At 71.6% G+C, this 19,188-nt stretch carries 13 protein-coding genes; 6 read left to right on the plus strand and 7 right to left on the minus strand.

What is annotated here, in order from left to right; genetic code table 11:
* Positions 1-36 precede the first annotated feature (36 nt).
* On the minus strand, positions 37-429 hold the full coding sequence (locus EBH09_RS28165) for an NTP pyrophosphohydrolase (RefSeq protein WP_193776574.1): 393 nt from the start codon (positions 427-429) through the stop codon (positions 37-39).
* A 79-nt stretch (positions 430-508) separates the two neighbouring features.
* Here EBH09_RS28165 and EBH09_RS28170 point away from each other — a divergent pair, with 79 nt between their 5' ends.
* On the plus strand, positions 509-1,528 hold the full coding sequence (locus EBH09_RS28170) for a hypothetical protein (RefSeq protein ID WP_121749748.1): 1,020 nt from the start codon (positions 509-511) through the stop codon (positions 1,526-1,528).
* 120 nt (positions 1,529-1,648) lie between these two features.
* Positions 1,649-2,773 (plus strand): hypothetical protein, encoded by a 1,125-nt coding sequence (locus EBH09_RS28175; RefSeq protein ID WP_121749749.1) that lies wholly within the window; start codon positions 1,649-1,651, stop codon positions 2,771-2,773.
* A 25-nt stretch (positions 2,774-2,798) separates the two neighbouring features.
* Here the strand turns inward: EBH09_RS28175 and EBH09_RS28180 are convergent, their stop codons facing one another.
* Entirely contained in the window at positions 2,799-3,887 is a 1,089-nt protein-coding gene (locus EBH09_RS28180) for an LCP family protein (protein WP_121749750.1), read from the minus strand.
* A gap of 373 nt (positions 3,888-4,260) precedes the next feature.
* On the opposite strand from EBH09_RS28180, the gene EBH09_RS28185 reads away from it, so the two are divergent.
* The gene (locus EBH09_RS28185) at positions 4,261-8,217 is read left to right on the plus strand and encodes a bifunctional glycosyltransferase family 2 protein/CDP-glycerol:glycerophosphate glycerophosphotransferase (protein ID WP_238697460.1); all 3,957 of its coding nucleotides are present in this window, start codon (positions 4,261-4,263) and stop codon (positions 8,215-8,217) included.
* Between the two features lie 145 nt (positions 8,218-8,362).
* Here EBH09_RS28185 and EBH09_RS28190 read toward each other — a convergent pair whose 3' ends face one another.
* A complete protein-coding gene (locus tag EBH09_RS28190; protein WP_121749751.1) occupies positions 8,363-9,271 on the minus strand; it encodes an endonuclease/exonuclease/phosphatase family protein in 909 nt (302 codons plus the stop codon).
* 71 nt (positions 9,272-9,342) lie between these two features.
* Here EBH09_RS28190 and EBH09_RS28195 point away from each other — a divergent pair, with 71 nt between their 5' ends.
* The 3 genes from EBH09_RS28195 to EBH09_RS28205 are packed head-to-tail and all read left to right on the plus strand — an operon-like array spanning position 9,343 to position 13,924.
* Positions 9,343-10,803, plus strand: coding sequence for a hypothetical protein (locus EBH09_RS28195; protein WP_121749752.1), 1,461 nt, complete (start codon positions 9,343-9,345; stop codon positions 10,801-10,803).
* A 48-nt stretch (positions 10,804-10,851) separates the two neighbouring features.
* Positions 10,852-12,369 (plus strand): hypothetical protein, encoded by a 1,518-nt coding sequence (locus tag EBH09_RS28200; protein ID WP_121749753.1) that lies wholly within the window; start codon positions 10,852-10,854, stop codon positions 12,367-12,369.
* A 46-nt stretch (positions 12,370-12,415) separates the two neighbouring features.
* Positions 12,416-13,924, plus strand: coding sequence for a hypothetical protein (locus tag EBH09_RS28205; protein WP_121749754.1), 1,509 nt, complete (start codon positions 12,416-12,418; stop codon positions 13,922-13,924).
* Positions 13,925-14,012: 88 nt separating this feature from the next.
* On the opposite strand, the gene EBH09_RS28210 is transcribed toward EBH09_RS28205, so the two are convergent.
* The 4 genes from EBH09_RS28210 to EBH09_RS28225 form a co-directional block, all read right to left on the minus strand.
* Positions 14,013-16,142: a 3-hydroxyacyl-CoA dehydrogenase NAD-binding domain-containing protein gene (locus tag EBH09_RS28210; RefSeq protein WP_121749755.1), complete on the minus strand. Its 2,130-nt coding sequence runs from the start codon at positions 16,140-16,142 to the stop codon at positions 14,013-14,015.
* Positions 16,139-17,356 carry an acetyl-CoA C-acyltransferase gene (locus EBH09_RS28215; protein WP_121749756.1) on the minus strand — a complete coding sequence of 406 codons (1,218 nt, stop codon included), beginning with the start codon at positions 17,354-17,356 and terminating at the stop codon, positions 16,139-16,141. The genes EBH09_RS28210 and EBH09_RS28215 overlap by 4 nt, the downstream gene beginning before the upstream one ends.
* 227 nt (positions 17,357-17,583) lie before the next feature.
* A complete protein-coding gene (locus tag EBH09_RS28220; RefSeq protein ID WP_193776575.1) occupies positions 17,584-18,870 on the minus strand; it encodes a ribonuclease D in 1,287 nt (428 codons plus the stop codon).
* Positions 18,871-19,037: 167 nt separating this feature from the next.
* Positions 19,038-19,188: helix-turn-helix transcriptional regulator (locus EBH09_RS28225; RefSeq protein ID WP_193776576.1), on the minus strand; the 151-nt coding region annotated here is incomplete at its 5' end.

A 19,188-nucleotide genomic window follows, 5' to 3' on the forward strand; every position in this document is an offset into this window, starting at 1 on the left:
GGGCCGGTCCGCGTGCGTACGCCGGTGGGGGCGCCGTCACGCGGGCCGGACCGTCCGCGGCCCCGCCACCTCCGCGCCCAGTCCGGTCACCCGGCGGCGCAGTTCCCGGTCGGCCGTCACGACCAGGACCGGACGCCCACCGGCGGCCCGGGCGACCAGGCCGACCATGTGGTCGTCCCCGCTGCCGGGCGCCGACTCCACCCGTACGCCGGGCACGGAGTCCACCCCGCGGGCCGCGCCCTCGACGACGAGGACGACCTCCACCGGCCCGGCCCGCCCCGGCACTCCGTCCGCCGCCAGCCGGTCCCGCAACCGCTCCGCCGCCCCGCGCCGGTCGTGCCACCACCCGTCGGGCACCGACCCGACGACGTTCGCGGCGTCGACGATCACGAGCAGGGGAGCGTCGTCGTCCAAGCCGTTGTCGTCCATGCCGTCAGGGTCGCACGGCACTCTCGCGCAGGCCGTACCCGATCGACGCGGACCCGGCGGCCCCGCTTAGAGTGAAGCGGTGAACGGCGACTGGCTTCTTCTCGGCCGCGACGGCCGCCTCAGTGTCTACCTCCCGTCGGACGGTGCCGCCCTGTGGCGTGCCGAACGCGCGCCCGCCGGACCCTGGGAGGCGCCGCGCAGGCTCGGCGGCGACCAGGAACTGCACCCCGGCCTCGCGGTCGGCCGGGGCCCCGACGGCTATGCCCATCTGGTCGCCTGGCGGCCCGTCGGGACCGACCGGTCCGACCTCGTGCACACCACGCACTTCCGGCCGCTGCTCGCGCCCCTGGACTGGCAGCCGGCCGGCCACCCCAACAAGCAGGGCGACCGCACCGGAACACCGGCCGTCGCGGTCGACGCGCAGGGACGCGCCCATGTCTTCGTCCGCAACGGGGGCGGCGGCATGAGCATGGTGGCCCAGAAGGAGAAGGGCGGCTGGGAGCCGTGGCGGGACCTGAAGGGGCGCGGCGTCCAGGAGGCGCCCGCGGCCGTGACGGGGGAGTCCGGCAGGGTCGAGCTCTACGCGGCCGTCACCGGCGGTATCCGGCACTGGCGGCAGGAGCAGCCGGGCGCGCGGCCGGTACTGGGGGAGGGCGTCGACGCTGCGGTCCGTCCGGGCACCCTGCGCGCGCTGGCGACCTCCGAGGAGTGCACCACCGTCCTCTTCACCGACGACGACACCGGTGAACTGTGCGCCTGGCGCCCCGGCGAGAAGCCGATGCCGCTGGTGACCGCGGCAGGGCCCGGCCCCGTCTCCGCCGTCCGCTGCGTCATCGACGGTCACGACTGCACTCTGCTCGCCCAGCGTTCGACGAGCGGCCGGGTCGCCTTCGCCGCCTACCCCTCGCAGCAGGAGGCGCTCGGCGCCGCGTGGACGGAGTCGGGTCCGGAGCTGCCGGCCGACGCGGTGGTCTCGCTGGCGCTGGACGCCGACGGCCGGCTGGTGGCGGCGACGCTCTCCCCGTTCACCGGACAGCTCCGCCTCACCCGCCGCAAGGACGAACCGGGCCTCGCGCTCGGCCCCTGGCAAACCGTCTGACGGGCCCTCGACGGCCCGGTGGCCGAGCCATGGGGAACTGGTGAGCGAACGGCATATGATGTTCCGCGTTCGAGGGTCCCTGTCCGTGACACGGCGGGCTTCAGGAAGGTGCAGCAGGCCATGCGGAGAAGGTCGGCAGAGCCCGTCGGCGCCGCCCGCCAGGTCGGGCCCGGCACCGAGGCGGGGGGCCGGGGCGGTGCTTCCGGACCGGCGCACGGCGACTGGCTCACCCTCGGCAAGGACGGCCGGCTCAGCCTCTACGTGCCCGCCGACGGCGGTCTGGTGCGCTGGACGGAGACCGCCGTGGGCGGCCCCGACTGGAGCGGGCCGCACTTCGTGCCCGTGGCGGGACTGACCCATCTGACGGTGGTGCAGGGAGCGGACACCTACGTCCACTTCCTCGGCCGCAGGGAGCGCGAGCGCGCCGACGGAGGGCTCGGCGTGGACGTCGTGCACGCGATCCAGTACCAGACGGGACTGGCCTTCACCGAATGGCGTTCGCTCGGCAATCCGCACCGCGACCGTGAGCAGGCCCGGGAACTGGGGCCACCGGTCGGAGCCGTCGCGGCCGACGGCACGGTGCACGTCTTCGTCCGGAACGCGCACGGTGGTCTGTCACTGCGTCGCGAGTCCCCGAACGGCAAGTGGCGGGCCTGGGAGGACCTGCGGGGCGGCGAGTCCGACGCCCTGCCCGCGCCGGTCGCCCTCGCCGGGGGACGGCTGGAGGTCTGCGCCGCGGCGGCGTCGGGCGTCCTCGTCTGGCGCCAGGCGGCGCCCGGCGGGGACTTCACCGGCCCCCGCGGCTTCGCCCTGCGTCCGGTGCCGGGGACGGTCACCGCGGTGGAGACGGGGCCGGAGCGTGCCACGTTCTTCTGGACCGATGCCGAGAGCGGCGGCGCGGCCGCCTGGCGGGACGGGGACTGGCCCGCCGCGCTGGGTGGATCGCCGGCCGGGCAGGGGTACGCGTCGCTGCGCACGGCGGTGGACGGCTACGACTGCGTGGTGCTCGCACACCGGGACCGGGACGGCTCCGTGGTGCTCGGCATGGGCGGCACCGAGAACGAGGCCGGGGGGTTCTGGTGGTACGCCCTGGCCGAGTCCTGCCAGGGGGTACCCGCTCTCGCCCGGGACGGCCGCGGGCGGGTGGTGCTGGCGGTGATCGGACCCGACGGCGCGCCGAAAACCGCCCGTCAGGACGACGGCGCCGGCCTCTCCTTCACCCGGTGGCACACCCTCGGGCGCTGAGCGGCCGGCGCCGTGGCGCCGGAGGTCAGCCGCCCGTCGCGGGCGACTTCTTCGCGGACTCGGGAATCTCGGAGTCCGAGCGGACGGCCTCCCACAGGTCGGTCGCCTGGGGCTCGGCGGCGACGACCCGGTTCCGGTCGATCTTGTCGTACGCCACCGGCAGCATGATCGTTTCCATGGTCGCGGGGTCGACCCCGTTCATGCTGCGCGCGAAGTCGGCCAGGCTGGTCAGCGAGGCCAGTTCGGAGTCGGTGGTGAGCGCCGAGGTCAGCGTGTCGGCGATCTTGTACGTCTTGGTGGGGCTGCCCAGCAGGTCCTGCTTCTTGACCTCGCTCAGCAGCGCGATCAGGAACTGCTGCTGGAGCCCGATGCGGCCCAGGTCGCTGCCGTCACCCACCCCGTGCCGGGTGCGCACGAAGGCCAGGGACTCGGCGCCGTCCAGGGTGTGGGTGCCGGCGCTCAGGTCCAGGCCGCTGGCCTTGTCCTGGATGGGCTCGTCGATGGTGACGGGCACGCCGCCGATGGCGTCGACCAGTCCCTTGAAGCCGGCGAAGTCGATCTCCACGTAGTGGTCCATGCGGACGCCGGACATCTTCTCCACGGTCTTGACCACACAGGCCGGTCCCGCCAGCGCGTACACGGAGTTGAACATCACGCGCTTCTTCTCCGGTACGGAGGAGCCGTCGGACTTGGCGCACTCCGGGCGGGTGACGAGGGTGTCGCGCGGGATGCTCACGGCGACGGCCTGCTTGCGGCCCTCGGGTATGTGCACCACCAGGGCGGTGTCCGAACGGGCGCCGGAGACCTTGCCGGTGCCGAGCGAGGCGTTGGCGCCGGTGCGTGAGTCCGATCCGAGGACCAGCAGGTTCTGGCCCGAGGTCGGCAGCTTCTCGGGGCGGTCCTCGCCGAGGGCCTTGTTCAGGTCCACCCCGTCGATGTTTCCGTTCAGGCCGCTGTAGAGCCAGTAGCCGGTGCCGCCGGCGGCGAGCAGGAGGACGACGAGGGACAGCAGGACGATCCGCCCCCAGCGCCTGCGGCGGCGTGGCGCGCGGCGACCGCCGCCTGGCGCGGCCCGGCGCGCACGCCGAGGCTCCGTGGTGGCGCTGTGGCTCATGGTGTTCGGTTCCTCTCCTCACGGGCTCCGCGCGGCGGAGTCGCAGGGCCCGGGTGGGGGGAAGCCGGTCCACTATGCGGTCATGTCGGTGCGAGAACTATATGCGCCTCCGCATAGGGAATTTACGAACCGGAGACCTTAGCGCGTTACAGCGATGGACGCCACATTAACTGGCCTTGACCAACCTTAAGGGTGGCATAAGATATGGCGGGCCTGTGATCGTGTGGCGAGGGGGGCTTCGCCGACGGCCAGGGGGTGCCGGTGAAAGCCGAGGCGGTTGAGGGGGCCGCGGGTGCACCAGGTAGGGGTGGGGCGTCCAGTACGGACTGTTGGTGGCCCGCTGGGCGAAATGTCTTGGTAGGAGTACGAGTTGGTGGATCACCCGCGTCTGAGCATTGTCGTGCCCTTTCAGGACGTCGAGGTCTATCTCGCCGAATGCCTGGAGTCGATCGCGCGCCAGTCGTTCCGCGACTTCGAGGTGATCCTCGTCGACGACGGCTCCACCGACGGCTCCTCGCGGATCGCCGCCGACTTCTGTGCCGCCGACCCGCGCTTCCGGATGATCCGCCAGGAGCCGCACGGCCCGGGACACGCGCGCAACACCGGGCTGCGCGCCATGCACCCCCAGGGCGAGTTCCTGGCCTTCGTCGACGGTGACGACGTCATCCCCGAGTACGCCTACGGACTGCTGGTCCGCACCCTGGACGGGTCCGACTCGGACTTCGTCTCCGGCAACGTGCAGATGATGAACTCCACCAAGAAGTGGCAGTCGCCGCTGCACAAGGGCCCGATGCAGAAGAACCGGCGCGGTACGCACATCACCCGGTTCGAGGCGCTGATCTACGACCGGACCGTCTGGAACAAGATGTTCCGGCGCTCCTTCTGGGACTACCACTACATCGCGTTCCCCGAGGGCGTCATGTACGAGGACTCCTGGGTCAACATGTACGCCCACTTCCGCGCCGCCAAGGTCGACGTCATCACCGACATCGTCTACTTCTGGCGCCGTCGCGAGGGCGGGGCCGCGCCGTCGATCACCCAGCGCCACACCGAGCTGTCCAACCTGCGCGACCGGGTCGCGGCGGTGCAGTCGGTCAGCCGTTTCCTGGCGGAGCGGCGCTCGCGGCAGTACGAGGAGAGCAAGCGCAAGTACGACCTCGCCTGCCTGAAGTCCGACCTGATGCTGCACCTCAAGGTGCTGCCGGACGCGGACGAGGAGTACCGGCAGTCGTTCATGCGGTGGGCCAACGAGTTCCTCGACGAGTCCGACCTCACCATCATCGACGAACTGCCCGCCGACGCCCGGGTCAAGTGGCTCCTGGTACGCGAGTGGCGACTGCCCGAACTCATGGAGGTCATCGAGTTCGAGCGCCGGGGCGGCCCGATGCCGGTCCAGCGGCGCTTCCACCGCTATCTGAAGTACCCCTACCTCGGTGACCGCGGGGTCGGCCTCGACAAGAAGGCGTTCCGGCTCGACAAGGAACTCTCCCTGCACGGTTCGCTCAGCGGAGCCCGCTGGAGCACCAACGGCCATCTGCTCACCCTCACCGGGACCGCGTACGTGCGCTACATCAACGTGCACAAACGGCACATGTCGGTGAAGGCGATCGCCCTGCGGAACAAGAAGCAGAGCCGCATGGTGATCACCACGGCGAAGACCACCTACGCGCCGCAGGCCACCGAGTCCTCCAACCAGAATCGTTACTGCTACGACTGGGCCGGCTTCGAGGCCCGCATCGACACGACCCGTCTCAAGCGCAAGGGCCAGTGGGCCGAGGGCACCTGGGACGTGGCCGCCGGCGTCCTCAGCCGGGGGCTGTTCCGCTACCGCGGCATCGACCGGGGCGGCGCCGGCACCGCCGCCAACCCCCCGTACCGGTACGTCGACAAGAACACCCGCATCCTCCCGGTCTTCCTCCAGGGCAAGCTGAAGCTGCGGGTGGAGGTCGTGCGCTGCCGGATCACCGGCCACCGCGTGGTCGGGGACCAACTGGAGCTGCGCGGGGTGTACCTGGGTCCGAAGGTGCCCGAGTGGGGCAAGCTGCGCGTCACCAGCCTGAGCGGCTCGGGCCAGCACGACGGGCGGGTGTACTTCACCCCGGGCGGCGAGGGCTGGTGCACCTTCGCGGCCCGGCTGCCGCTGCGCTCGTTGGTGCCGGCCTTCCGGGCCGACGCCCAGGCCGACACGGACATCCCGCAGTCCTGGAGCATGGGCAGCAACGGCTGGAAGACGACCCTCCATGTGGAGGGCCGCAAGACGGCCATCTATCCCGTCATGGCCGAGGAGACCCCGGACGGGCACTACCGCATGCCCGCCTCGCTGCAGACCCGCGAGGGCGACCGGGAGGTCGTCGTCCACCGCAACGGCTCGGGCTACCTGGTGCTCTTCGAGCGGGCCACCCTGCCCACGGCGACGGCGTTCGCCTGGCGCGAGGACGGGTCGCTGGAGATCCACGGCCGGTACCTGGCAGCGGACCGGCTCTCGCCGAGGGAGTACCAGGACGCGCACCTGGTGGTCCGCTCACGGGCGCACGGCGCCGAGCGCGAGGTCCGGATCGAGTGGAACGGCAACGAGTTCCGGTGCCTGCTCAGCCCGGCCGCCATGCGGACGCTGGCCGGGGACATCCCGCTCGCGGCCGGCCGCTGGGACTTCTTCCTGCGCCGGCAGGACCTCTCGGCGGTGGCCCGCGAGGACCGCCTCGAGGACCTGATGGTGAAGACCGAGCAGGACCTCATCGGTGCCCTCCCCGAGGAACACGAGGAGAACGAGCGGCGCTACGACCTCCAGGCCGAGGCGTACGACCGGTTGTCCCTGCTGGTCCACTCGGCCATGCCCGACCACGCCCGCGGCCCGTACCGCCAGAAGCTGCTGCGCACCAAGGCGTACCCGGCGGCCCGCCGGCAGCGGGTGCGCCCCGCCGTCCTCTTCGACGCCTTCAAGGGCACCCAGTACTCGGACAGCCCCCGGGCGCTGCACGAGGAACTGCTCCGGCGCGGTACCGACCTCGAACAGCTGTGGGTGGTCCGCGACGACCAGGTGGAGGTGCCGCCCACCGCGATCCCGATCCGCATGTGGTCGCCCGAGTGGTACGAGGCCCTCGCCACCAGCCGGTACGTGGTCGCCAACAACCACCTCCCGGACTGGTTCCAGAAGCGGGACGGCCAGACCGTCGTCCAGACCTGGCACGGCACCCCGCTGAAGAAGATCGGCCATGACATCGAGTCCATCCACTTCGCCGACCAGCGCTACCTGGAACGGGTCGAGAAGGAGGTGCAGAACTGGGACATGCTGGTCTCGCCCAACAGCTTCTCCACCCCGATACTCCAGCGCGCCTTCGGCTTCCCGGGCGAGATGGTGGAGTCCGGCTACCCGCGCAACGACATCCTGCGCCTGCCCGGCACGGAGCAGCGGGAGCGCGAGATCCGGCACCGGATCGGCCTGCCCGAGGGCAAGCGGGTCGTGATGTACGCCCCCACGTGGCGCGACGACCAGTACTACGCGCCCGGCAAGTACAAGCTGGACTTCCGCATCGACCTCGAGGACGCCCGCGCCAGGCTGGGCGCCGAGCACGTACTCCTGGTCCGCCGCCACCCCAACGTCGTGGACCCGGTGCCGGGCGCGGGCGACGGATTCGTCTTCGACGTCTCCGACTACCCGGACATGGCCGACCTCTCCCTGATCACCGACGTGATGATCACGGACTACTCGTCCCTGATGTTCGACTACGTCAACACCGGGCGCCCGATCCTCTTCTTCACCTACGACCTGGACCACTACCGCGACACCCTGCGCGGTTTCTACTTCGACTTCGCGAGCAGCGCCCCGGGTCCCCTCCTGGACACCTCCGAGGACCTGGTTTCGGCCGTCGAGCAGATCGACCGGGTCCAGGACGCCTATGCCGAGCGGTACCGCTGGTTCCAGCGCGAGTTCTGCGACCTGGACGACGGGTACGCCTCCGCGCGGCTCGCCGACCGGATGCTGGTGGCGGGCGGCGACCTCGCGCCCGGACAGGGGCGCGCACCGGCCGTCGGGACCGTCGACACCCGCCAGACGGAGCGGGCCATGACACCGGTCCAGGGGAGTGCGGGGAACTGGTTCACCGCACCGCGCCGGGCGGCGCAACCCGGGCCCGCCGCCGCGCGGCAGGTCGGAGCGGTGCCCGCACAGCCCGGTCCGGCGCACGCCGGCACGCCGCAGCAGTCGTACCCGCAGCAGCAGTCGCACCAGCACCTGCCGCAGCCCATGTCCGCCGCCTCCGAAGGGCCCGCCGAAACGTTCGAGCAGGCGCCGGCCGCCCAAAGCCGGACCTACGAAGGCGCGATCGTATGACGCCGACGGCCCGCCCGGGCGGCGGCGCCGGGGCGGGCGCGCCGGAAGGCTCCGGCGCCCCATGACCGCACCGTCGTCCGCCCCGTCGGCGGCCGGCCTGCCCCCCGTCCGCGGTGGGGGCGCCGGGCGCCCTTTCGGCGTGGGCTCAGCCGACGTCCACCCGCATCAGCAGCGCCCGGTGGTCGGAGACCCCGGTGTCGCGCACCGTGCAGGACGACCGGGGCAGCCCGGTGAAGAGGTAGTCGAGTTTGTGCCCGGACTCGTGGGTCGCACGGCCCGACCGGTCGGTGCCGGAAGCCTGGTCGCACTCCCGGAAGGCGCCGTAGGCGGCGGACGGCCACACCCAGCCGGAACGGTTGCCGGAACCCGGCGGATTCAGGTTGAAGTCGCCGCCGAACACGGTGCCCCGGCCGGGCAACTCGGCGACCAGCGCCCTCAACTGGTCGTCGCGGTACTCCCACTCGGGGTGCGCCCGGTCGCTGCCGGGCAGACTCAGATGGGCGTTGCACACCCGGACGTCGAAGGCGGCGACGGTCGCGCACAGGACGCCCCGCCGCAGTCCGACCTCGGGCTGGCGCGTGGGCACCAGCCGTACCGAGGACAGCGGGTGGGCCGACAGAACGGCGAGCCCGGCCGTACCCCGGCCGGGTCCGGCACAGTCGATCGTTCCGCCGCGCCCGTCGCGGTCCCGCCAGGTGTAGGGCCGGAAGGACAGCTCCCAGGAACCGCCGAGCGCCTCGCGCACCGACTCGGCGTGCGCGGCGCAGGCCTCCTGGAGCAGCACCACGTCGGCCCCCGCGTCGGCCAGCCGCTGCACCGCCAGCCGCTTGGCCGGGGCGCTTCCGGTGTCCGCGCAGCCCCACTGCGGGACGCCGCACATGTTCCAGGTCGCCACCGTCAGCGAGCGCCCGGGGGCCGGCGACCGCGCCGTGTCCGTGGCGGACCGCACCAGCACGGCGGCGAGTACGGCCGACACGGCGAGTACCGAGACCAGGGCGATCAGTCCGCGACGCCGGCGAAGCCCGGGCGGAAGCGTGGGGGCCGTGAGAGGCATCCCGACATCATGTCCGATCAGATGATTCGGAGCCAATCCGACGATCTGTCCCCGAAACTGGAGTTCCGTACATGTCCAAAGCACCCTCGAGCGGGCGACAGCTGTTCAACGGGATCGAGGCTTCGGGGGCGTTCCCGGTCGAGTACCGGTTCTCCCACGCCAAGAGCGGCAACCGCCACCTCGTCGTCGTGTTCGCCAACTTCTCGGCGCCCGAGGACTACGGCTGGTCCAACGGCGTCTTCGACAACGTGCGCGCCAACATCCTGTGGATCCGCGACCGGTTCGACGGGATGAACGCCTACTACCTGTGCCGGAACATGGACTTCGGTCTGGCGGACTCGGTGCAGACCCTCATCTCGAACGTCATGCGCTCGCTGGGACTCACCCCGAACCAGGTCACCCTGTGGGGCGGCTCCAAGGGCGGCAGCGCCGCACTGTACTTCGGGCTGCGGTACGGCTACCGGAACATCGTGGCCATCGTCCCGCAGTTCCTCGTCGGCGACGCCCTGGAGAAGCGGCACCCGAAGGTCTCCGCCTACATGCTCGGCGAGGGGGCGCCCGCGCACAACGCCCGGGTACTGGACGCGCTCCTGCCGGACCTGGTGCGCAGCCGGGCCAACCCGGGGGCCAACATCTACGTGCTCTCCTCGCCGCAGGACGAGCACTACGCCGTGCAGGTGGAGCCGTTCCTCGGCATGTTCCAGGGCTACGAGAACTTCAACTTCATGTACAGCGAATCGCCCACCATCACCGGCCACGCCACGGTGACGCGGCGGAACGTGCCGGCCCTGGTCGGCCTGCTGAACCTGCTGGCCGACGGCTACGCACCCCGCCTGGGGTTCGTGCGCCACGCCGCCGAGGAGTTCGACCGCGACCAGTCGGGCATCGAGGCCTACCTCTCCGCCACCTCCAAGGTCCAGGGCGCCGACGCGTTCGCGCCGCCGGTGGTCACTTCCCCGGGCTACAACAGCGAGGCTCCCGCCACCGGTCTCTTCTTCGCCGGGCTCGCCCCGGGCGCGGTGCGGGTGAGCATGTGGCGCGACGGCAAGTTCGTGGCGTCCCCGGAGGTCGCGGCCGACGGCACCTGGTCCTGGCAGCCGGCCAAGCCGTGGGCCACGGGGAACCACCTGGTCAAGATCTTCGCGGTGGACCAGGCGGGCTTCCACTCCAGCCGGGTCGAGGTCCCCTTCACGGTGGTGGACGCGCCCGCCGGGGCCCCGGCCGCGCCCGCCCCGCCGGTCGTCTCGGTGCCGGCCCCGCAGCAGCAACTGGGGACGTCGGTCGCCTTCCACGGCACCGCGCCGGGCGCGGTGCAGGTGGGCTTCCGGGAGAACGGCGTGCTCCTGGGCGCGGCGGCCGTCGCGCCGGACGGGATCTGGGGCTGGGACCCGGGCTGGCCGTGGCCGGCCGGACCGCACCTGGTCGAGGTCGTCGCGGTGGACGCGAACGGTGTGGAGTCCGCGCCCGCCCCGGCCGCCTTCACGGTCGTGGACGTGTCCGTGCCCGCCGGTCACCTACCGCCGCGGTACTGAGTACCGACGGCCGCCGATCACAACGACTCCACGAGTGGAAAGCCGCCCATGCCCAGAACAGCGTCGAAGGCGCGCCAGATCATCACCGGGATCGACACGTCCGGTGCGCACCCGGTCGAGTACCGCTTCACCCACGCGAAGAAGGGGAACCGACACCTGACGGTCGTCTTCGCCAACCTGGCGGCACCGGACGACTACGGCTGGTCCACCGGCACCCTCGACGACCTGCGGTCCAACATCCTCTGGATCCGTGACCGCTTCGACGGCGGACTGACCTACTACCTGTGCCGGGAGATGGACTTCTCCGTCGAGCGGTCCGTCATCGACCTGATCGCCAAGGTCGTGTCGGCCCTCGGCCTGACGCCGAACGACGTGACGCTCTGGGGCAGTTCCAAGGGGGCCAGCGCGGCCCTCTACTTCGGGCTGCGCTACGGGTTCCGGAACATCGTCGCGTGCGTCCCCCAGTTCCGCATCGGCACCTTCGTGCGCGAGGTCTATCCCAAGGTCGGCCGCTCCATGCTCGGCGAGGGTGTCCCCGAGGAGAACGCGCGGGTCCTGGACGCGATCCTGCCCGACCTGCTGAGAGCGGGTGCGAGCCCCGAGGCCAACATCTACCTCGTGTCGTCGCCGCAGGACGAGCAGTACCGGGACCAGGTCGAACCCTTCCTCGAACTGCTGCGGCGCTACCCGAACTTCAACTACCTCCACAGCGAGTCCCCGTTCATCAAGGAACACAACCAGGTGACCCTGCGGAACGTGCCGCTCCTGATGGGGATCGCCTACCTGCTGGTCGAGGGGATCACCCCGCGGCTCGGTCTGACCCGGCACGGCTACGAGCAGCCGGAGCGGGACACGTCGGCCATCGACGACTTCCTCGGCTCGACCGCCAAGGTCAAGGAGAGCACGGCGTTCCTGCCCCCGGCGGTGACCGTCCCGGCCGCCGGCGGACAGCTGCCCCGGACGGGCTCGCCCTTCACCGGGACCGCCCCGGGCGCGGTACGGGTGAGCCTGTGGGAGAAGGGCAAGTTCCTGGCCTCGCCGCCGGTCGCCGCCGACGGCACCTGGTCCTGGGCGCCGGCCAAACCGTGGGCCGAGGGGGAGCACCGCGTCAAGGTCTTCGCGGTGGACCCGGCGGGCTTCCACTCGGCGACGACGGAGGTCCGTTTCACGGCGACGCCGGGCACCGGGCACGGCACGCCGCAGACGCCGGGCGGGCCCGGACCGGCCGCGTCGGCGGCGCGGCCCGTGGCCGCGGGGGTGCGGCCGCCCGTCGTGTCCCTGCCCGCGGCACATCAGCAGGTGCCCGGGACGCTGGTCGGCTTCCGCGGCATCGCCCCCGGCGCGGTGGAGGTCCGCTTTCACGCGGGCGGCGCGCTGCTGGGGGCGAACGGCGTCCGGCCGGACGGGACCTGGGCCTGGGAACCCGGCGGCCCGTGGCCGCAGGGCCCGCACCTGGTCGAGGTCGTCGCGGTGGACGCGAACGGCGCGGAGTCCGTGCCCGTCCAGATCCCCTTCGTCGTCGCCCCCGCGGCCGCACCGGCCGAATACTCCACGCCGCGCTACTGACCACCACCGCGACCGCCGTCGAACAACTCATGAGTGGAAGCCACACATGCCCAAAGCACCGTCGCAAGCACGCGAACTGATCGACGGGATCGACACCTCCGGTGCCTATCCCGTCGAGTACCGCTTCACGCATGCCAAGGGCGGCAACCGCCATCTCGTCGTCGTCTTCGCCAACTTCGGCGTCACCGACGACTACGGCTGGTCGAACGGCGTCCTCAACCCGGTGCGGGCCAACATCCTGTGGATCCGGGACCGGTTCAACGGCATGCGGAGCTACTACCTGTGCGAGGGGATGGACTTCTCCCTGGAGCAGTCCGTGATCGGCGTCATCTCCAGGGTGATGAACGCCCTCGACCTGACCCCGGACCGCGTCACGCTGTGGGGCGGCTCCAAGGGCGGGAGCGCGGCCCTCTACTTCGGCATGCGCTACGGGTTCGGCAACATCGTCTCGATCGTGCCGCAGTTCCTCATCGGCACCTACCTCAAGACCGTCCACCCGAAGACCGCCCGGTTCATGCTGGGGGAGGGAGCGCCCGAGCAGAACGTCCGGGCGCTCGACGCGATCATCCCGGATCTGGTGCGCTCGGGCGTCGCCCGGCAGGCCAACATCTACCTGCTCTCCTCGCCGCAGGACGAGCAGTACACGGAGCAGGTCGAGCCGTTCATCGGGCTCTTCCAGGGCTACGACAACTTCAACTTCATCTACAGCGAGTCGCCCTACATCACCAAGCACTCCGAGGTCACCCGGCGCAACGTCCCCTTCCTGATGGGCCTCGTCAATATGCTCGCCGACGGGCTGCCCCCGCGGCTCGGCACGGTGCGCAACGGGTACGAGGAACCCGACCGCGACACCTCGGCCATCGCGGCGTATCTCTCCGAGACCTCGCGGAACAAGCCCTCCGCCCTCTCCCTGCCGGTGGTCACCCACCCGGTGCCGGACTCCGAACTGCCCACCGACGGCGTGTACTTCACCGGAATCGCCCCCGGTGCCGTCCGCGTGAGCCTGTGGGAGCACGGCAAGTTCCTGGGCTCGCCGTCGGTGGCCGCGGACGGCACCTGGTCCTGGAAGCTGAGCAAGCCCTGGAGCAAGGGCAAGCACCAGGTGAAGGTCGTCGCCTGGGACGCCGCCGGAGGCCACACGAAGGGTGTCCTGGTCCCGTTCACCACCGTGGCCGGTGCCGCGGCCGCCGCCGGTACCGCGGTCCCGGCCCAGCCGACGGCGCGTTTCGACGCGGCTCCCACGGGCGGGCGGCTCCCGGCTCCGGCGGTCCAGACCCCGGGGGCCTACGAGCAGGTCCCGACGGCGGTCGTGCGCTTCACCGGCCTGGCGCAGGGCGCCGCCCAGGTGGGGTTCCGAGCGGGCGGCACTCTCCTCGGCGGGAGCCCGGTCGCGGTCGACGGACGCTGGGCCTGGGACTCCGGCTGGCCGTGGCAGGAGGGCCGGCACACGGTGGAGGTGTTCGCCGTGGACGCGGCGGGAAACGAGTCACCCGCCACCCTGGTCCCCTTCGCCGTCGCGCACACCACGGCGGGTGCGACGCCGTACGGCTACTGACCTACCTGCCCGCGTGGCACGCGAAAGGGCCCCCACCGGCCGGGGTGGGGGCCCCTTCTCCGCCGTCCGGAGACGACATGGGCGGAGACTACGCGGGCACGCTCGCCACGCCCGGCTCCAGGAACCGCTTCCCGTTCACCCGCTCCGCGACGCCCTCACGGTCCAGGTACGGCGTGATGCCGCCCAGGTGGAAGGGCCAGCCGGCGCCGGTGATCAGGCAGAGGTCGATGTCCTGGGCCTCGGCGACGACGCCCTCGTCGAGCATGAGGCCGATCTCCTGGGCCACCGCGTCCAGGACGCGGTCGCGGACCTGCTCCTCGGTCAGGACGGAGTCGCCCTGCTTGAGGAGCGCGGCGACCTCGGGGTCCAGCTCGGGCTTGCCGCTGTCGTAGACGTAGAAGCCGCGCTTGCCCGCCTCGACGACCGCCTTGAGGTTCGGGGAGACCGTGAAGCGCTCCGGGAAGGCCCGGTTGAGGGTCTCCGAGACGTGCAGGCCGATCGCGGGGCCGACCAGTTCGAGAAGGACCAGCGGCGACATCGGCAGGCCGAGCGGCTCCACCGCCTTCTCCGCGACCTCGACCGGGGTGCCCTCGTCGATGACGTTCTGGATCTCGCCCATGAAGCGGGTCAGGATGCGGTTGACCACGAACGCCGGGGCGTCCTTGACCAGCACCGCGGTCTTCTTCAGCTTCTTGGCGACACCGAACGCCGTGGCCAGCGAGGCGTCGTCCGTCTGCTCGCCGCGGACGATCTCCAGGAGCGGGAGGACCGCGACCGGGTTGAAGAAGTGGAAGCCGACGACCCGCTCGGGGTGCTTCAGCTTCGACGCCATCTCCGAGACGGAGAGGGACGAGGTGTTGGTGGCGAGGATCGCGTGCGCGGGCGCCACCGCCTCGACCTCGGCGAACACCTTCTGCTTGACGCCCATCTCCTCGAACACGGCCTCGATGATGAAGTCCGCGTCCGCGAAGCCCTCGGCCTTGTCCAGGACGCCGGAGACCAGGCCCTTCAGCCGGTTCGCCTTGTCCTGGTTGACACGGCCCTTGCCGAGCAGCTTGTCGATCTCGGCGAGGACGTAGCCCACGCCCTTGTCGACGCGCTCCTGGTCGATGTCGGTCAGGACGACCGGTACCTCCAGGCGGCGCAGGAAGAGCAGGGCCAGCTGCGAGGCCATCAGGCCGGCGCCGACCACACCCACCTTGGTGACCGGGCGGGCCAGCGACTTGTCCGGGGCACCGGCGGGGCGCTTGCCGCGCTTCTGCACCAGGTTGAAGGCGTAGATGCCGGAGCGCAGCTCGCCGCCCATGATCAGGTCGGCGAGCGCCTGGTCCTCGGCGTCGTAGCCCTGCTGGAGGTCGCCGTTCTTGGCGGCGGCGATGATGTCCAGGGCGCGGTAGGCGGCCGGGGCGGCGCCGTGCACCTTGGAGTCGGCGATGAAGCGACCCTTGGCGACGGCCTGGTCCCAGGCCTCGCCGCGGTCGATCGCCGGACGCTCGACCGCGATCTCGCCCTTGAGGACGGACGCCGTCCAGATCAGCGACTGCTCCAGGAAGTCCGCGCCCTCGAAGATCGCGTCCGCGATGCCGAGTTCGTAGACCTGCTTGCCCTTGAGCTGCCTGTTCTGGTTCAGGCTGTTCTCGATGATGACCGAGACGGCCTTGTCGGCGCCGATCAGGTTCGGCAGCAGCGTGCAGCCGCCCCAGCCGGGGACCAGACCGAGGAAGACCTCGGGGAGGGAGAAGGCGGGGAGGGCCGCCGACACCGTGCGGTACGCGCAGTGCAGGCCGATCTCGACGCCACCGCCCATCGCGGCACCGTTGTAGTACGCGAAGGTCGGCACGGCCAGCTTCGCCAGCCGCTTGAAGACGTCGTGGCCGCCCTTGCCGATGGCCAGCGCGTCCTCGTGCCGCTTCAGCAGCTCGACGCCCTTGAGGTCGGCGCCGACCGCGAAGATGAACGGCTTGCCGGTGACACCGACGCCGACGATCTCGCCGTCCGCGGCCTCCTTCTCGACCCGGTCGATCGCGGCGTCGATGTTCGCCAGCGACTGCGGGCCGAGGGTGGTCGGCTTGGTGTGGTCGTGGCCGTTGTCCAGGGTGATGAGCGCGAAGCGCCCGGCGCCCAGGGGGAGGTCGAAGTGGCGCACGTGGGCGCTCGTGACGACCTCGCCGGGGAACAGCTCGGCCGCACCCTTCAGAAGCTCTGCGGTGGTGCTCACTTGTCCCCCTCGAAGTGCGGGTTCTCCCAGACGACCGTCGCGCCCATGCCGAAGCCGACGCACATGGTGGTCAGGCCGTAGCGGACGTGCGGCTGCTCCTCGAACTGGCGGGCCAGCTGCGTCATCAGACGGACGCCCGACGAGGCCAGCGGGTGGCCGAACGCGATGGCGCCGCCGTACTGGTTGACGCGCGCGTCGTCGTCGGCGATGCCGTAGTGCTCCAGGAAGGCGAGGACCTGGACGGCGAAGGCCTCGTTGATCTCGAACAGGCCGATGTCGTCGATGGACAGGCCGGCCTGGGCCAGGGCCTTCTCCGTCGCCGGGATCGGGCCGTAGCCCATGACCTCGGGCTCGACACCCGCGAAGGAGTACGAGACGAGGCGCATCTTGACCGGCAGGTTGTTCTCGCGGGCGAAGTCCTCGCTCGCGATGAGGGAGGCGGTGGCGCCGTCGTTCAGGCCGGCCGCGTTGCCCGCGGTGACCCGGCCGTGCACACGGAACGGCGTCTTCAGGCCCGCCAGGCTCTCCATGGTGGTGCCCGGACGCATCGGCTCGTCGGCGGTGACCAGGCCCCAGCCCGTCTCACCGGCCTCCTCGTTGGTGCGGCGCACCGAGACCGGCACCAGGTCGGCCTGGATCTTGCCGTTGGCGTACGCCTTGGCGGCCTTCTCCTGCGAGCGAACGGCGTACTCGTCGGCGCGCTGCTTGGTGATCGTCGGGTAGCGGTCGTGCAGGTTCTCCGCCGTCATGCCCATGAACAGGGCGGACTCGTCGACCAGCTTCTCGCTGACGAACCGCGGGTTCGGGTCCACGCCCTCGCCCATCGGGTGGCGGCCCATGTGCTCGACACCGCCCGCGACGGCGACGTCGTACGCGCCGAAGGCGACGGAGCCGGCCACCGAGGTGACGGCGGTCAGGGCGCCCGCGCACATGCGGTCGATCGAGTAGCCCGGGACCGAGGTGGGCAGGCCCGCCAGGATGCCGGCGGTGCGGCCGATGGTCAGGCCCTGGTCACCGATCTGCGTGGTCGCGGCGACGGCGACCTCGTCGATCTTCTTGGGGTCGAGACCGGGGTTGCGGCGCAGCAGCTCCCGGATCGCCTTCACGACCAGGTCGTCGGCGCGGGTCTCGTGGTAGATGCCCTTCGGGCCCGCCTTGCCGAACGGGGTGCGGACGCCGTCTACGAAGACGACGTCCCTGACGGTACGAGGCACGATGGCTCTCCTCCAGGGTGCGGGATGGCACTGCTGCGGCACGCAAGTACTGAGCGCGCGCTCAGGTCCATGCTACTTATGAGTAACGTAGCTGCCCAGTCCCCCTGGCCGGAGCGGCGAAGGTCACACCGCCGGGTCACCGCTCCATCCCTGGATCTTGGCCGGATCTCGCCGCCGCCTCCTCCACGACACGCCCCGCTCAGCTCTGCGAAACGCTCTGCTCCCGTCTACGACGCGTCCTGCGTCAGCGCCGTCACCAGCGCGGGCGTCACCTGCTCCACCTGCCAGGGCCGGGCCCCGTGTCCGGCGAGGGCCGCGCCCACGGATTCCGGGTCGACCGGCACCGGCGGCTCCCAGCAGACCCGGCGGACCGTGTCCGGCGTGATCAGGTTCTCCTGGGGCATGTTCAGCCGCTCGGCCAGTGCCGTCACCGCCGCCCGCGCGGCGGTGAGCCGGGCCGCGGCGGCCGGGTCCTTGTCGGCCCACGCCCGCGGCGGCGGGGGACCGGTCACCGGCTGACCGGGCTGCGGCAGCTGCGACTCGGACAGGCCCCTGGCCCGGTCGACCGCCACCTGCCACTGCTCCAGCTGCCTGCGGTTGACCCGTCCGAACCCGTTCAGCGCGGCCAGGGCGTGCGCGTTGACCGGGAGCGCGAGCGCCGCCTCGACGATGGCCGCGTCCCCGAGCACCTTGCCGGGGGAGACGTCGCGGCGCTGCGCGATGCGGTCCCTGGTCTGCCACAGCTCCCGCACGACGGCGAGCTGCCGGCGCCGGCGCACCTTGTGCATGCCGGACGTACGGCGCCACGGGTCCTTGCGGGGCTCGGGCGGCGGGGCGGAGGCGATCGCGTCGAACTCCTGCCGGGCCCACTCCAGCTTGCCCTGCCGGTCCAGCTCCTTCTCCAGTGCGTCGCGCAGGTCGACGAGGAGCTCGACGTCGAGCGCGGCGTAGCGCAGCCACGGTTCGGGCAGCGGGCGGGTGGACCAGTCGACGGCCGAGTGGCCCTTCTCCAGGACGAAGCCCAGCACGTTCTCGACCATCGCGCCGAGGCCGACCCTCGGGAACCCGGCGAGCCGGCCGGCCAGCTCGGTGTCGAAGATGCGGGTGGGCACCATCCCTATTTCGCGCAGGCACGGCAGGTCCTGGGTCGCCGCGTGCAGCACCCACTCCACGTCGGAGAGCGCCGCGCCCAGCGCGGACAGGTCGGGACAGGCCACCGGGTCGATCAGCGCGCTCCCGGCACCCTCCCGGCGCAACTGCACCAGATACGCGCGCTGGCCGTAGCGGTAGCCGGAGGCGCGCTCGGCGTCGACGGCGACGGGGCCGCGGCCGGCGGCGAAGGCGGCGGTCACCTCGGCGAGGGCGGCCGCGTCGGCGATCACCTGCGGAATGCCCTCGCGTGGTTCCAGCAAGGGGGTCGGCGCCTGACTCGCAGAAGATCCGGCGTCGTCCGGAGGAGCGCCTCCGGTGGTTCGCAGTGAAGGGTCTGCTGCGGTTTCGTGGGCGTCGGTCACCTGTCAAGGGTATCGGTGGATCGACGGCGCCCGCCGACGGAACGTTCCGTCGGCGGGCGCCGGGGGGTCGTAAACCAGTCAGGCCGGTGAAAGACCGACTGTGGCGGAGGCCAGGGAGGTGGGGAGGGAGACGGGGTCGGTGGGGGAGCGGTCGGGGTCGGCGGCGGTCAGTGGATGATGCCGGTCCGCAGGGCCACGGCGACCATTCCGGCGCGGTCGCCGGTGCCGAGCTTGCGGGCGATGCGGGCCAGGTGGCTCTTGACGGTCAGGGCGGACAGGCCCATCGAGACGCCGATCGCCTTGTTCGACTGGCCTTCC

It is taken from the genome of Streptomyces sp. E2N166, assembly GCF_003671715.1.
In the GTDB taxonomy this organism is placed as follows: domain Bacteria; phylum Actinomycetota; class Actinomycetes; order Streptomycetales; family Streptomycetaceae; genus Streptomyces; species Streptomyces thinghirensis.

What these genes read in the sequence shown, in the direction of transcription:
- EBH09_RS28165 (WP_193776574.1), bottom strand. Translation starts at nt 429, where the DNA reads ATGGACGACAACGGCTTGGACGACGACGCTCCCCTGCTCGTGATCGTC.
- EBH09_RS28175 (WP_121749749.1), top strand. Translation starts at nt 1,649, where the DNA reads ATGCGGAGAAGGTCGGCAGAGCCCGTCGGCGCCGCCCGCCAGGTCGGG.
- EBH09_RS28180 (WP_121749750.1), bottom strand. Translation starts at nt 3,887, where the DNA reads ATGAGCCACAGCGCCACCACGGAGCCTCGGCGTGCGCGCCGGGCCGCG.
- EBH09_RS28190 (WP_121749751.1), bottom strand. Translation starts at nt 9,271, where the DNA reads ATGCCTCTCACGGCCCCCACGCTTCCGCCCGGGCTTCGCCGGCGTCGC.
- EBH09_RS28195 (WP_121749752.1), top strand. Translation starts at nt 9,343, where the DNA reads ATGTCCAAAGCACCCTCGAGCGGGCGACAGCTGTTCAACGGGATCGAG.
- EBH09_RS28200 (WP_121749753.1), top strand. Translation starts at nt 10,852, where the DNA reads ATGCCCAGAACAGCGTCGAAGGCGCGCCAGATCATCACCGGGATCGAC.
- EBH09_RS28205 (WP_121749754.1), top strand. Translation starts at nt 12,416, where the DNA reads ATGCCCAAAGCACCGTCGCAAGCACGCGAACTGATCGACGGGATCGAC.